Annotated in this window: 12 protein-coding genes; 11 read left to right on the forward strand and 1 reads right to left on the reverse strand. The window is 42.4% G+C overall.

Annotated elements, in window-relative coordinates; all coding sequences use genetic code 11:
- Positions 1-85: 85 nt before the first annotated feature.
- From dpaA to MHB45_RS06235, 9 genes are all read left to right on the forward strand, one after another.
- Positions 86-988, forward strand: a complete 903-nt coding sequence (gene dpaA / locus MHB45_RS06195) for a dipicolinic acid synthetase subunit A (protein ID WP_048684752.1) — start codon at positions 86-88, stop codon at positions 986-988.
- The gene (locus MHB45_RS06200) at positions 985-1587 is read left to right on the forward strand and encodes a dipicolinate synthase subunit B (protein WP_034313581.1); all 603 of its coding nucleotides are present in this window, start codon (positions 985-987) and stop codon (positions 1585-1587) included. The genes dpaA and MHB45_RS06200 overlap by 4 nt, the downstream gene beginning before the upstream one ends.
- Positions 1588-1798: 211 nt before the next feature.
- Positions 1799-2854: an aspartate-semialdehyde dehydrogenase gene (asd, locus tag MHB45_RS06205; protein WP_053534389.1), complete on the forward strand. Its 1056-nt coding sequence runs from the start codon at positions 1799-1801 to the stop codon at positions 2852-2854.
- A gap of 105 nt (positions 2855-2959) precedes the next feature.
- Complete coding sequence (gene dapG, locus MHB45_RS06210) at positions 2960-4186, forward strand: aspartate kinase (protein WP_048684748.1); 1227 nt, start codon at positions 2960-2962, stop codon at positions 4184-4186.
- Between the two features lie 47 nt (positions 4187-4233).
- Positions 4234-5103, forward strand: coding sequence for a 4-hydroxy-tetrahydrodipicolinate synthase (gene dapA, locus MHB45_RS06215; RefSeq protein WP_048684746.1), 870 nt, complete (start codon positions 4234-4236; stop codon positions 5101-5103).
- 282 nt (positions 5104-5385) lie between these two features.
- Positions 5386-7056: a ribonuclease J gene (locus MHB45_RS06220; RefSeq protein ID WP_340907509.1), complete on the forward strand. Its 1671-nt coding sequence runs from the start codon at positions 5386-5388 to the stop codon at positions 7054-7056.
- A gap of 122 nt (positions 7057-7178) precedes the next feature.
- Complete coding sequence (locus MHB45_RS06225) at positions 7179-7925, forward strand: ClpP family protease (RefSeq protein WP_034313566.1); 747 nt, start codon at positions 7179-7181, stop codon at positions 7923-7925.
- Positions 7922-8149, forward strand: coding sequence for a YlzJ-like family protein (locus MHB45_RS06230; protein ID WP_034313564.1), 228 nt, complete (start codon positions 7922-7924; stop codon positions 8147-8149). Before MHB45_RS06225 ends, MHB45_RS06230 begins: the two co-directional genes overlap by 4 nt.
- A 237-nt stretch (positions 8150-8386) precedes the next feature.
- On the forward strand, positions 8387-10714 hold the full coding sequence (locus tag MHB45_RS06235; RefSeq protein WP_340907511.1) for a DNA translocase FtsK: 2328 nt from the start codon (positions 8387-8389) through the stop codon (positions 10712-10714).
- Positions 10715-10746: 32 nt separating this feature from the next.
- On the opposite strand, the gene MHB45_RS06240 is transcribed toward MHB45_RS06235, so the two are convergent.
- Positions 10747-11046 (reverse strand): DUF6509 family protein, encoded by a 300-nt coding sequence (locus MHB45_RS06240; protein WP_048684738.1) that lies wholly within the window; start codon positions 11044-11046, stop codon positions 10747-10749.
- Positions 11047-11352: 306 nt separating this feature from the next.
- Between MHB45_RS06240 and MHB45_RS06245 the strand changes: the two genes are divergently transcribed.
- Positions 11353-12078 carry a GntR family transcriptional regulator gene (locus MHB45_RS06245; RefSeq protein WP_048684736.1) on the forward strand — a complete coding sequence of 242 codons (726 nt, stop codon included), beginning with the start codon at positions 11353-11355 and terminating at the stop codon, positions 12076-12078.
- 161 nt (positions 12079-12239) lie between these two features.
- A complete protein-coding gene (locus MHB45_RS06250) occupies positions 12240-13328 on the forward strand; it encodes a BMP family lipoprotein (RefSeq protein WP_048684735.1) in 1089 nt (362 codons plus the stop codon).
- Positions 13329-13483: the final 155 nt, after the last annotated feature.

Raw genomic sequence — 13483 nt, forward strand, 5'->3', positions numbered from 1 at the left:
CAAAAACCGAATTGCTTCCTGAAGGAATTGTATCACGAGGCAAGGAATGTTTAGGATCTTTTATATAAAGAAGGTGACGGTTTTAATGCTTACAGGCATGCAAATCGCTGTAATTGGTGGAGATGCGCGTCAGCTTGAAGTTGTCCGTAAACTGACGGAGCTTGATGCAAAGCTATTATTGGTAGGTTTTGAACAGCTCGACCATGCTTTTACCGGAGCGGTTAAGGAAAAAATGGAAGATATAAACTTCAAGGAATTAGATTCAGTTATTTTACCTGTCCGGGGTACGGATTCAGATGGGAAAGTAGAAACGATCTTTTCCAGTGAAGAGGTTGTTTTGACTGAAGAAATGATAAAAAATACCCCGGAACATTGCACTTTTTATGCAGGAATCAGTAACGATTACCTTGATGAAATATTCAAGAAAGTGGATCGCAAACTTGTTCTATTGTTCGAACGTGATGATGTCGCTATTTATAATTCGATTCCCACTGTTGAGGGTGCGATCATGATGGCCATTCAACATACGGATTTTACTATCCATGGGTCGAATGTAGCCGTTCTAGGACTGGGAAGGGTCGGTATGAGTGTAGCCCGGTCATTCCAGGCACTTGGAGCAAAAGTAAAGGTGGGGGCAAGAAAAAGCGAAGATATAGCGAGGATCAGTGAAATGGCATTAGCCCCTTTTCATTTAAATGATCTTGCTGCAGAAATGAAAAATGTTGATATATGTATCAATACGATCCCTTTTCCCATAATTACCGCAAAAGTCATCGCTAATATGCCCGTTCATACATTAATCATCGACCTTGCTTCAAAACCGGGGGGGACGGATTTTCGTTACGCTGAAAAAAGGGGAATTAAGGCGCTGTTGGCACCGAGCCTGCCGGGTATAGTTGCCCCGAAAACAGCTGGTCAGATATTAGCGAATGCACTGGGACTATTGATTCAAGGCGAGTTCTTGAAAAGGAAGGGGAAAATGATATGAGTCTCAAAGGTAAACGGATTGGTTTCGGATTAACAGGATCACATTGCACATATGATGAAGTGTTTCCGGAAATAGAAAAACTTGTAAATGAAGGAGCGGAAGTCATCCCAATCGTAACATCGACTGTTCAAAACACGGAAACCCGTTTTGGAAAGGGTGAAGACTGGGTCGAAAGGATAGAAAAATTGACGGGGAATCACGTCGTTGATACAATCGTCAAAGCGGAGCCTTTAGGACCTAAATTGCCACTCGATTGTATGGTGATCGCTCCTTTAACGGGTAACTCAATGAGTAAAATGGCAAATGCTCTTACCGATTCGCCTGTACTTATGGCTGCAAAAGCGACGATGAGGAATCACCGTCCAGTCGTGGTCGCGATATCAACAAATGATGCACTTGGGTTAAATGGTGTCAATCTAATGAGGCTGATGGCAGCAAAAGATATTTATTTTGTTCCATATGGCCAGGATAATCCCACAGGCAAACCAAGTTCCATGGTTGCAAGGATGAGCATGATAAGGGATACGATCATATCGGCACTGGAGAGGGAACAGATTCAACCTGTCATCGTCGAAAGGTTCAAGGATGATTTAGCCTGAACAAGTTTTTGCCACGGATCTAGCTTTCAACGACTGACATATATGCATAAATTTGTAGGTTGAAGTTATAAAAAACCACTCCACTACCAGAATATTTTGTTAAAGTCCGACCCTTTGGAATGTTAATGTGATAAAATAAATGATATTCTGAACAAGAAGTAATAAATCCAACAAATAACTAATTTAAGAGATAGAAAAGGAGTATGTATAAATGACTGAGACACAGGGATTGCGTATTGCAGTTGTGGGAGCAACTGGAGCAGTAGGACAACAAATGATTTCAACACTCGAACAAAGGGACTTACCGATTAAGAAAATCATCTTTTTATCATCGGCTCGTTCCGCAGGCATCAAACTTACGTTTAAGGGCGAAGAAATCGAAGTGCAGGAAGCAAAACCTGAAAGCTTTGAAGGCATCGATATCGCTTTATTCAGTGCTGGAGGAAGCGTGTCTAAGGAATTGGCTCCAGAAGCAGTGAAACGCGGTGCGATAGTGGTGGATAATACGAGCGCTTTCCGCATGGATGAAAATGTGCCGCTAGTCGTTCCTGAAGTAAATGAGGAAGACTTGAAGCAGCATAATGGAATCATTGCAAACCCGAATTGTTCAACTATCCAAATGGTTGTGGCATTAGAGCCTATCCGCCAGACATATGGCTTGTCAAAAATTGTTGTTTCTACCTACCAGGCTGTTTCTGGTGCAGGTGCAGCAGCGATAAATGAATTAAAGGAACAGGCTCGCGACTTGCTTGATGAAAAAGAAATCGATCCGAAAATATTACCGGTAAAAGGGGACGAAAAGCATTATCAAATCGCATTTAACGTCATTCCCCAAATCGATAAATTCCAAGATAATGGGTACACATTCGAAGAGATGAAAATGATTAATGAAACAAAGAAAATCATGCATATGCAAGACCTTCCAGTTGCTGCAACTTGCGTGAGGCTTCCTGTTGTAACAGGTCATTCGGAATCTGTATACATTGAAGTTGAAAAAGAAGGCATAGCGGCTTCTCAAATCAAGGATTTAATGAGAACGGCACCTGGAATTGTATTGGAAGACGAACCGGAACAACAAGTTTACCCAACACCTGCTTCATCCGTCGGCAAGAATGATGTATTCGTCGGTCGGATTCGCAAAGATTTGGATGAAGATAAAGGCTTCCATTTATGGGTGGTTTCCGATAATCTATTAAAAGGTGCAGCTTGGAATTCCGTTCAAATTGCTGAAAGCCTTTTGAAATTAGGTTTGGTTACCGTTAAGTAATAATTTATTCTTTATGAACTCGACAGAAAAATAAATTCCAATAGGATAGAGAGTTTTTGTCAGCTTCCCGGATCGGGGAGCTGGCTTATATTTGGGGTGCATATTATGAAAATTATCGTCCAGAAATACGGTGGGACATCCGTTCGTGATGAGGAAAGCCGTTCATTTGCCAAGGGGCATATCGAAAAAGCGATTAAAGAAGGCTATAAAGTGGTGGTTGTGGTTTCAGCAATGGGAAGAAAAGGGGATCCTTATGCAACGGATACCTTACTTTCCCTTGTAAATGGAGCCAAAGCCAGCCTTTCAAAGCGAGAACAGGATTTACTTATGTCTGTCGGAGAAACGATATCATCTGTAGTATTTACTAACATGCTCTTGGAACATGGTATTGATGCGGTTGCTTATACTGGAGCTCAAGCAGGATTCATGACGAATACCGACTATTCCAGTGCGAAAATAATCGAAATGAAATGCGATCGACTCATGAAAGAACTTGAGGTGAAGGATGTTGTCGTTGTAGCAGGTTTCCAGGGAGCTGCTAAAAATGGTGACATCACGACCATCGGCCGTGGTGGAAGTGATACTTCAGCAGCTGCATTAGGTGCCGCATTGCAAGCTGAACGGGTCGATATTTTTACGGATGTGGAAGGAATCATGACAGCAGATCCGCGCATTGCCGATCAAGCTCGTCCATTATCAATCGTTTCATATACGGAAGTTTGCAACATGGCATACCAAGGGGCGAAGGTCATTCATCCGAGAGCTGTTGAAATTGCGATGCAGGCGAAAGTCCCGATTCGGATAAGGTCAACATACAGCGAAGGTTTGGGAACCCTTGTTACAAGCGTGAACAAGGGAAGCCAGGGCAGTGACATACGTGAAAGGCTTGTTACCGGGATTGCCCATGTACCAAAGATCACTCAAATCAAGGTCCGTGCGAAAAAAGATCAATATAATCTACAGGCTGAAGTTTTCAAAGCGATGGCCAATGCCTCCATTTCAGTTGACTTTATAAATATATATCCAAGTGGTGTAGTTTATACCGTATCGGAAGAGATGACAGAACTTGCCCTCTCGATTTTGGCCGAGCTTGGTCATGAACCGGTCATTGAAAGGAATTGTGCCAAGGTATCGGTAGTCGGTGCAGGCATCAATGGAGTACCAGGCGTTGCAGCGAAGATTGTCACAGCGCTTTCCGAAAAGGAAATTGCCATTCTCCAGTCAGCGGACAGCCATACGACAATTTGGGTACTCGTAAAAGAAGAAGATTTAATAGAAGCCGTTAATTCCCTGCACTATGCATTTCAATTGCATGAAGGGGAAGTCCTATAATCAGGTTTTTTATTAAGTAAATGTTTTAAAAATTAAAGAGGTGTTAGATGATGATATTTGGTAGAGTATCAACCGCGATGGTCACCCCTTTCGATAGCAAGGGAAATATTGATTTTCAAAAGACGACTTCATTGGTTAATTACTTATTAACGAATGGAACCGATTCGCTTGTGCTGTCGGGAACGACAGGGGAATCTCCAACTTTATCTTCGGAGGAGAAAATCGCGTTATTGCGTCATGTTTCTAAGGTTGTTGAAAAACGTGTGCCCATCATCATGGGTACAGGAAGCAACAATACGTATGCTTCCATCGAATTGACAAAAAAGGCGGAACAAAATGGCGCCGATGCGATAATGCTGGTTGCCCCGTATTATAGTAAAACGAATCAAGAAGGTCTGTACCAGCATTTTAAGGCTATTGCAGCAAGTACGACGCTCCCTGTTATGGTATATAATATCCCTGGGCGCGCTTCAGTTAACATTGAACCGGAAACGATCATCCGGCTTTCGAAAATTCCTAATATCGTAGCCGTTAAGGAAGCGAGCGGGGATTTAAACGCTATGACCCAAATCATAGCCGGCACGGATGAAGATTTTGCATTATATAGCGGGGACGATGCTTTAACACTACCGGTATTGGCGATTGGCGGTGTGGGTGTAGTATCGGTTGCTTCACATGTTGCTGGCAAGGAGTTGCAGAAAATAGTGGAGGCCTTCATCAGTGGGAACTTGAAAGAGGCAGCCCGGCTGCATCAGGAACTGTTACCGCTTATAAAAGGTTTGTTTGCAGCGCCAAGCCCTGCACCTGTCAAAACAGCGCTTCAGTTATATGGAATTGACGTTGGATCGGTGAGACTTCCAATCGTGCCATTGACGGAGCAGGAACGCCTGGCATTAACCAAGGTATTAAAAAAATAAAAAGACACGGAACAAGCTGATCGTTGAAGATTGGCTTGTTTTTACATAATGATGTATATGAACGGGATATACTTTCCGATTTCGGGATGAAAATATTGGAGTTTATTATGATCAATCGAAACTGGTAAAAGTACAAAGGATCTCTTACATAATAGGTTGTTTTTTTTGAATTATATGAAAAAGTCCCTCTGAAAATGGTAAGTGTTGTCATGTTTTTTGAACATCGGTTATAATGAAATCATTGGGAAATTATGAACGGGATTTTTTAAGGAGGATATTCGATTGGGTAAAGATAAAAATAATGGAATAAAAGTGATTTCTCTTGGAGGACAAGGGGAGCTTGGTAAAAATATGTACGTCGTTGAGGTGAACGAGGACATCTATCTTCTTGATGCAGGATTAATGCTGCCGGAAGACGAAATGCTCGGAATCGATGCGGTTATCCCAGATATTTCTTATTTGATGGATAATAAGGAACGGGTGCAGGGGATATTCATTACCCATGGTCATGAAGACCATATGGGAGCGCTTGCTTATGTCTTGAAATATTTACCAGCTCCTGTTTATGGAACTAAGCTTACACTTGCTTTAATCAAAACGAAATTAAAGGAAGATGGCTTTAACGGCAGGGCAACTTTCACTGAAATCGATTCGGATTCCCTTTTAAGTTTCCCTCAAGCAGCCGTGTCCTTTTTCCGGACTAACCATAGTATTCCCGATTCCGTCGGAGTCGTGATCCACACTCGTGAAGGTGCAATCGTTTATACAGGGGATTTCAAATTCGACCAGGCAGCAACGGATCTATATAAACCGGAAATCGGTGAGATGGCCAGTATCGGTGAAGAAGGTGTCCTATGCCTGCTTTCGGATAGTACCGGTGCCGAGAGGCCAGGTTATACGACTTCAGAAGCAGTTGTGGCCAAAGATATTACAGAGGCTTTCCATGCTGCCTCCGGAAGGATCATCGTTGCGTGCTTCGCTTCGAACATCAACCGGATTCAACATGTTTTCAATGCAGCGGCAGCAAGTCGCAGAAAAGTGGCAGTTGTAGGCAAAAGCCTGCAACGCGTTTATGAAACAGCCTTGAATCTTGGCTACTTAAAGGTCGAAGAAGAGCTGATAATCCCGATTAATGAAATTGGCCAGTATGAAGACCGTGAAATCGTCGTGTTATCGACAGGTCATCAGGGCGAACCCATTGCAGCACTTCAAAAAATGGCAAAGCAGACCCACAAGCAGGTAACGATCAAAAAGGGAGACACCGTTTTGATCAGTGCATCACCCCTGCAGGGCGGTGAACTTATTTTATCCAAAACCGTCGATTTGCTATACAGGGTAGGTGCTGAAGTGGTATCTGCCAATAAATATAAAGTGCACGTAACAGGGCATGGCAGCCAGGAAGAGCTTAAAATGATGATCAATTTGATGAATCCTAAATTCTTAATCCCTGTACATGGGGAATACCGCCATTTATATGCCCATCAAAAAGTTGGGGTTGCTGCGGGAATTAAGCGTGAAAACATCATAATTGCCGAAAAAGGGGATGTCATCGAACTAAAGGGCAATAAAATGGGGCTTTCCGGAAAAGTCTCTGCAGGAAATATCCTGATAGATGGCAGCGGTGTTGGAGATGTGGGTAATATCGTTCTTCGTGATCGTCGCTTGTTATCCCAAGATGGCATTTTGATTGTAGTCGTCACGTTGAACCGTCAGGATAAAAGCATTGCAGCAGGCCCTGAAATCATTTCAAGGGGCTTCGTATATGTTCGCGAATCAGAAAAGATGATTGCGGAAGCAACTGAAATAGTAAGTGAAATCGTAAAGAAAAATGGGTCGCGCCAGCCTTTTGATTGGTCCACGCTGAAGCAGGAAATGCGTGATGCGTTAAACCAATTCTTCTATGAAAAAACGAAACGCCGCCCAATGATTTTACCGATCATAATGGAATATTAAGAAAGGAACCCCTGATTTGAACAGTCAGGGGTTCTTTTTTCTGTCTCTTATATCTTGAAGAATGAAGTCCGAGACTCGAGACATAATAAAGCTATAGGCTAAAAGAGAAAGGGGTTGGCATAGTGGATAATGCACCATTACCAAATGAAAATGAAGGCAAGCAGGAAGGTAAGAATTCAACTTTAATCGAAAAGATCCAGCAGCTGGGGGCTACTAATGTTCCGCAACTATCTCAAGACTCAAAAATCCATTGTTTGACGATCATTGGACAAATTGAAGGACATATGCAGCTGCCGCCTCAAAATAAAACGACCAAATATGAACATGTTATTCCGCAAATTGTGGCAATTGAACAAAATCCCAATATAGAGGGGCTGCTTGTCATATTAAATACAGTCGGAGGAGATGTCGAAGCGGGACTAGCAATCGCAGAAATGCTGGCTTCCCTATCAAAGCCATCCGTCTCGATTGTACTTGGGGGAGGGCACTCGATCGGTGTGCCGATTGCTGTTTCGTGTGACCATAGCTATATAGCTGAAACAGCAACGATGACGATTCATCCAATTCGTTTGACAGGGCTAGTCATTGGCGTGCCTCAAACCTTTGAATACTTGGATAAGATGCAGGAAAGAGTCATTAAATTTGTTACGCGCCACTCCAACGTTACGGAAGAAAGTTTTAAGGATTTAATGTTTGCCAAAGGAAACTTGACCCGTGATATCGGTACGAACGTTATCGGGGCCGAGGCAGTTGAAATCGGTATGATCGATGATGTAGGAGGAGTGGGCCAGGCCATGAGAAAACTAAATAGCTTCATGGAAGAAAGAAGGCCAAAAATTGCCGGGGAAGAGGAGGGGCTTCTGCAATGACGCTTTATACGATCGTTCCTGAAGAAATAATTTTCCCTCATCACCATGAGAAGACGGCAAATTTAATAGAAATGATCTACAATGGTGTACATGTGATGGTTGAACATGACGGTGGCCGTACGTTTCGCATTGATCGAATCGTCAGCACCGATCCTGAAGATTATATGAATGTACACATTCAGCCGGGAGCTGTCATAAATGTGTTCGAACATATGAACCATTAGTAAAACGACTAACTGAGGTAAATTATGATATACTGGAATGAAAATCAGCAGCCGCTTGGCTGCTTTATTCATTATATGGGAAAAATGTCCGCCTAAAGAATGAATGGTATATATATCAAGGACAGGGTCATATTTATTTGGTATAATCAGTAGCGAACGTTTGTTTCGTGAAGGGAAATCATGTAGTGATGTTGAATAGGAAAGTTAGAATAGTTTCATGAAGAATCAGGTGATATTATGGCAAAGAAGAAACGCAGAAAAAAGAATAGTACAGAGAAGTTAAAACTAACGCTTAAATATGAATTGATTGGCCTCACTATAATAGGTTTGGCCATCATTGCCATTGCCAAGCTTGGAGCAGTGGGAAACGGGACGGTCTTTTTAATCCGCTTCTTCATGGGGGAATGGTATATCCTCTTTTTGTTGGGAGCAATTGCAGCTGGGTTCTATTTGATGATAAAGAGAGAGGTCCCGTACCTGTTGAAACGGCAATTGGTCGGGATGTACTTCCTTGTTGCGAGCATGCTCCTCCTAAGTCATGTGACCCTGTTTAACATGCTTGCAGATGGAGGACCATTTACGAAGCCCAGCGTCATTTCGAATACATGGGAACTATTCTGGATGGAAGTGACCGGCAAGGCCAGCTCAAAGGACCTTGGGGGCGGTATGATTGGAGCGATATTATTTGCAGCTTCTTACTTTCTATTCGACGAAGCTGGATCGAAAATCGTTTCATTCCTCTTTATCATTGTAGGTGCCGTCCTATTGACCGGGAAAACGTTAGGTGAAACCCTCGGGAAGTTTTTCAGGGGTCTTGGCGGCTTTTTCAAAAAGCAATGGTCCGCATTCAGAGATGATGTGAAAACGTGGAATGAAGACAAAAAAGAAAAGAAAAAGAATCCCGTGAAAAAGAAGAAACGGCAAAACGAACCGGTGGAAGAAACGGATCAGCCCCCTCTAGAAGAGGAAACACAGGAAATGGCGACGGAACGGATCATTTCCAGCTTTGCTGATAAAGCATATAGCGACGAAAACGAAGTAATTCCCGTTGTTACGGAACCTGCAGCTGAAAATGCAGAGGACCAGGATGATGCCGTTCCGCCTATGAATTTTACGGAAGTGGAGAATAAAGAATATCTTTTACCGCCTCTTTCCTTGTTATTGCAGCCTAAAAAAACCGACCAAAGCGGAGAGTACCAATTGATTCATGAAAATGCGGCAAAACTTGAGCGCACCTTTCATAGCTTTGGAGTGAAAGCGAGAGTCACTAAAGTTCATTTAGGCCCAGCCGTAACCAAATACGAAGTACATCCGGATGTAGGTGTGAAGGTAAGTAAAATTGTCAGCCTATCCGATGACTTGGCACTTGCACTTGCCGCAAAGGATATTAGGATCGAAGCGCCGATTCCCGGAAAATCGGCAATCGGAATAGAAGTGCCTAACTCCGAAGTGGCGATGGTGTCATTAAGGGAAGTTTTAGAGGCCAAAGAAGTAGATAAGCCTGACGCAAAACTGCAAATAGGCTTAGGGCGGAATATTTCCGGTGAAGCGGTTAAGGCGGAGCTCAATAAAATGCCGCATTTACTAGTGGCTGGTGCTACGGGCAGCGGGAAATCCGTTTGTATCAATGGGATTATCACGAGTATCCTGATGCGGGCAAAACCGCATGAAGTGAAAATGATGATGATCGATCCAAAAATGGTCGAGTTGAATGTCTATAATGGAATTCCCCACTTACTCGCACCTGTAGTGACCAATCCAAAGAAAGCGGCACAGGCTTTGCAAAAAGTCGTCAGTGAAATGGAAAGGCGCTACGAGCTATTTTCTCATTCCGGTACGCGAAATATTGAAGGCTACAATGATTACATTAACCGATATAACATTGAAGAAGACGCCAAACAACCGCTCCTGCCTTATATCGTGGTCATTGTCGATGAGCTGGCAGATTTGATGATGGTCGCTTCTAATGATGTAGAGGATGCCATCACAAGGCTTGCACAAATGGCACGAGCTGCTGGCATCCACTTGATAATTGCCACTCAGCGGCCATCCGTAGACGTAATTACAGGGGTCATTAAAGCGAACATCCCATCTCGGATTGCCTTTAGTGTCTCATCAATGACCGATTCGAGAACGATCCTCGACATGGGCGGGGCCGAAAAACTGTTAGGCCGGGGTGACATGCTCTTCCTGCCTTCAGGAGCTTCAAAACCGGTCCGCGTCCAAGGGGCCTTTTTATCCGACAATGAAGTCGAGGAAGTTGTCACATATGTCATTTCACAGCAAAAAGCACAATACAACGAAGAAATGATACCCGATGAAATTGCAGAAACCTCAAATGGTGAAGTCGAAGATGATTTATATGGGGATGCGGTATCGTTGATCGTAGAAATGCAGACTGCATCCGTTTCCATGCTACAGCGCCGTTTCCGGATTGGCTATACCCGCGCAGCCAGATTGATTGATGAAATGGAAGCGAGGGGAATTGTCGGTCCATATGAAGGCAGTAAACCACGAAATGTATTGATTACAAAAGATGAACAAGATGAAGCACATTCATCATAGGTAAAGAAAAAACCGGGCATCTGCCCGGTTTTTTAATTATTCATCGCCTCGTCTAAATGTTTAAGGCAGAAGTCGGTAATCATCGCTTCTTCATCTTCTTCTAAATCGAATTCAAGTGCGCCTTCGTTCCCTTTTTCAAAAATATCATATTTAATCAATTTGCCTTTTTGTTCTTCCACAGCAAAAAGCACCCGGATATATAAACCATCTTCTGAAAAGAGTTCATCCTCTTCAGGCACTTCAATATCCAAGAACAACTCGTAACGTTCCCCGGACAAAATACCAAATGGATCATTCAATTTTTCGATTGTGTATTCTGTAATCTTTAACATCTTGTGTACATCCCTTCAAAGAAGATAAATCCTATTATACAGGAAAACAGCATCTTGAACATAGCTGCATGCATCTAGCCTTTTTTTTAAAAAAATTTATCTGATTTAGGAGAATAATCGTACAAATTCCGCGGCCACATCTAGATTGAAAGGCACAGGGAAGGGTAATTTCTCCTAAATTCTTTTAAAGTAAATAGTAAAACACTATTTATTTATATCAAAAAAAATGTTATATTATTTTCGATTAGTAGGAATGATTCAACATCAGAGGTCTGATGTCTTAAGAAATTAGCTGGGGGAAACTGTATGTCAATAAAATCAGATAGTCGACATTTATATTTGCAGGTCATTGATTACCTGAAGCAGGATATTGAAGCTGGAGTCTATCAGGAAAATGAAAAATTCCCTTCAGAATTCGATCTTGCGAAAAAATTGGGAGTTAGTAGGGCGACACTTCGAGAAGCGCTGCGAATTTTGGAAGAAGAAAACATCATCATTCGCCGTCATGGAGTTGGGACTTTCGTCAATCCGAAACCTCGGTTCACTTCAGGTATCGAGCAATTAAAAAGTGTCACGAACATGATTGAAGAGGCAGGGATGAAGCCGGGTACGATTTTCTTAAGCTCGACGGCCCAAGAACCTACAGAAGAGGATATACGCAGGTTTTCTTGTTCAACAGACGAACGCATCGTCAGCATCGAACGAGTAAGGACAGCGAATGGGGAGCCAGTCGTCTACTGTATTGACAAAATTCCTGAATCTATTCTTTCAGAAAATTTTGACCGTAATGATGAGTCTCTTTTAGATATTTTGGAAAGAGATGCGCATCGGAAAATTACGCATGCCGTAGCGGAGATTGAGCCTATTGGATATCATGAGAAAGTTTCTCCTATCCTTAAATGCTCGCCAGAAGCCGCACTACTCGTTTTAAAGCAGATGCATCTGGATGATTGGGACCAGCCTATCCTGTATTCTGTTAACTACTTTAAAGCCAATATGTTCAGCTTTCATGTTCTTCGTAAACGTGTGTAGGCCTTGACTCTGCATACGGATGAGTGCAAGCGATTGTTTCGATTCCGAAAAAAGTCGATCAAACGTATGCAAAAAAAATTAACGAGAAGTGAAAACGCAAACATAAATGACTTTTCAGAACATTCCTGCTCAAAAAACTATGTAAATTAGGGGGATAAAAATTGAAAAAGCGCAAATTAGGACTAGCTCTTTCACTTGTTCTTGCAGCCGGTACGCTACTGGGAGCATGTGGTAATTCAGAGAATGATGATAAAGAATCTTCAAATGGGAAAAACAAAGATAACTTCACTGTTGCGATGGTAACTGATACTGGCGGCGTGGATGACGAGTCGTTCAACCAATCCGCTTGGAAGGGCATTCAGGAATTCGGTAAGGATAATGGTCTGGAAAAAGGTAAAGATGGCTACAACTACCTGCAATCTAAATCTGATGCCGATTACGCTAAGAACCTGAATACGCTTGTACGTGAAGATTACCAACTAATCTATGGCATCGGTTTCCTTTTAGCGGAAGCTGTTGGTGAAGTGGCTGACCAACGTCCGGATTCACACTTTGCCATCGTGGATACAGTTGTAGATAAAAAGAATGTAGCCAGCATCAATTTTAAAGAGCAGCAAGGTTCATTCCTGGTAGGTGTAATTGCCGGAATGCAAACGAAAACAAACAAAGTCGGTTTTATCGGCGGAGTTGAATCTGAGTTAATCAAGAAATTCGAAGTTGGCTTTAAGGCTGGGGTTTTATCTGTAAACCCGGATGCAAAAGTTGAAGTTAAATATGCCGGGGATTTCAATAAAGCTGATATCGGTAAATCAACTGCAGGCTCCATGTATTCTTCAGGTATCGATATCATTTATCATGCTGCTGGAGGAACTGGAAAAGGTGTATTCACTGAAGCAGTAGAGCAAAAGCAAAAAGATCCTAAGAGAGAAATCTATGTTATCGGTGTAGATAGCGACCAAGCTAAATTGGGGGCAGTTCCTGGAACTGACGACAACATCACTCTGACTTCCATGCTAAAACGTGTTGACGTGGCAGTTAAAGACCTTTCCGAGAAAGCGAAAGAAGGAAACTTCCCAGGCGGAAAAGTAATTGAGTACGGTATCGAAGAAAATGGTGTAGGCATTTCCGAAACAAAAGATAACGTAACAGAAGAATCATTAAAAGCGGTCGAAGAATGGACAGAAAAAATTAAATCAGGTGAATTCGTAGTTCCGGGTACGGATGAAGAATTCGAAAAACTTGATTTATAAGCTGTAATGCCAGAAAGAATAGGGAGGCAGAATTGCCCTCTATTCTTTCTTTTCCCAATCACGCTTTGCAACTGAAAAATATCGAATGAAAAACTATGAAAGAATCGTAGTTTTTCATTTGGTTTTTTTAAAAAAATCAATAAGCTAGTAAAAGC

Source organism: Peribacillus sp. FSL K6-5616, from assembly GCF_038008245.1.
In the GTDB taxonomy this organism is placed as follows: Bacteria; Bacillota; Bacilli; order Bacillales; family DSM-1321; genus Peribacillus; species Peribacillus frigoritolerans.

What these genes read in the sequence shown, in the direction of transcription:
- dpaA (WP_048684752.1), top strand. Translation starts at nt 86, where the DNA reads ATGCTTACAGGCATGCAAATCGCTGTAATTGGTGGAGATGCGCGTCAG.
- MHB45_RS06200 (WP_034313581.1), top strand. Translation starts at nt 985, where the DNA reads ATGAGTCTCAAAGGTAAACGGATTGGTTTCGGATTAACAGGATCACAT.
- asd (WP_053534389.1), top strand. Translation starts at nt 1,799, where the DNA reads ATGACTGAGACACAGGGATTGCGTATTGCAGTTGTGGGAGCAACTGGA.
- dapG (WP_048684748.1), top strand. Translation starts at nt 2,960, where the DNA reads ATGAAAATTATCGTCCAGAAATACGGTGGGACATCCGTTCGTGATGAG.
- dapA (WP_048684746.1), top strand. Translation starts at nt 4,234, where the DNA reads ATGATGATATTTGGTAGAGTATCAACCGCGATGGTCACCCCTTTCGAT.
- MHB45_RS06230 (WP_034313564.1), top strand. Translation starts at nt 7,922, where the DNA reads ATGACGCTTTATACGATCGTTCCTGAAGAAATAATTTTCCCTCATCAC.
- MHB45_RS06235 (WP_340907511.1), top strand. Translation starts at nt 8,387, where the DNA reads ATGGCAAAGAAGAAACGCAGAAAAAAGAATAGTACAGAGAAGTTAAAA.
- MHB45_RS06240 (WP_048684738.1), bottom strand. Translation starts at nt 11,046, where the DNA reads ATGTTAAAGATTACAGAATACACAATCGAAAAATTGAATGATCCATTT.
- MHB45_RS06245 (WP_048684736.1), top strand. Translation starts at nt 11,353, where the DNA reads ATGTCAATAAAATCAGATAGTCGACATTTATATTTGCAGGTCATTGAT.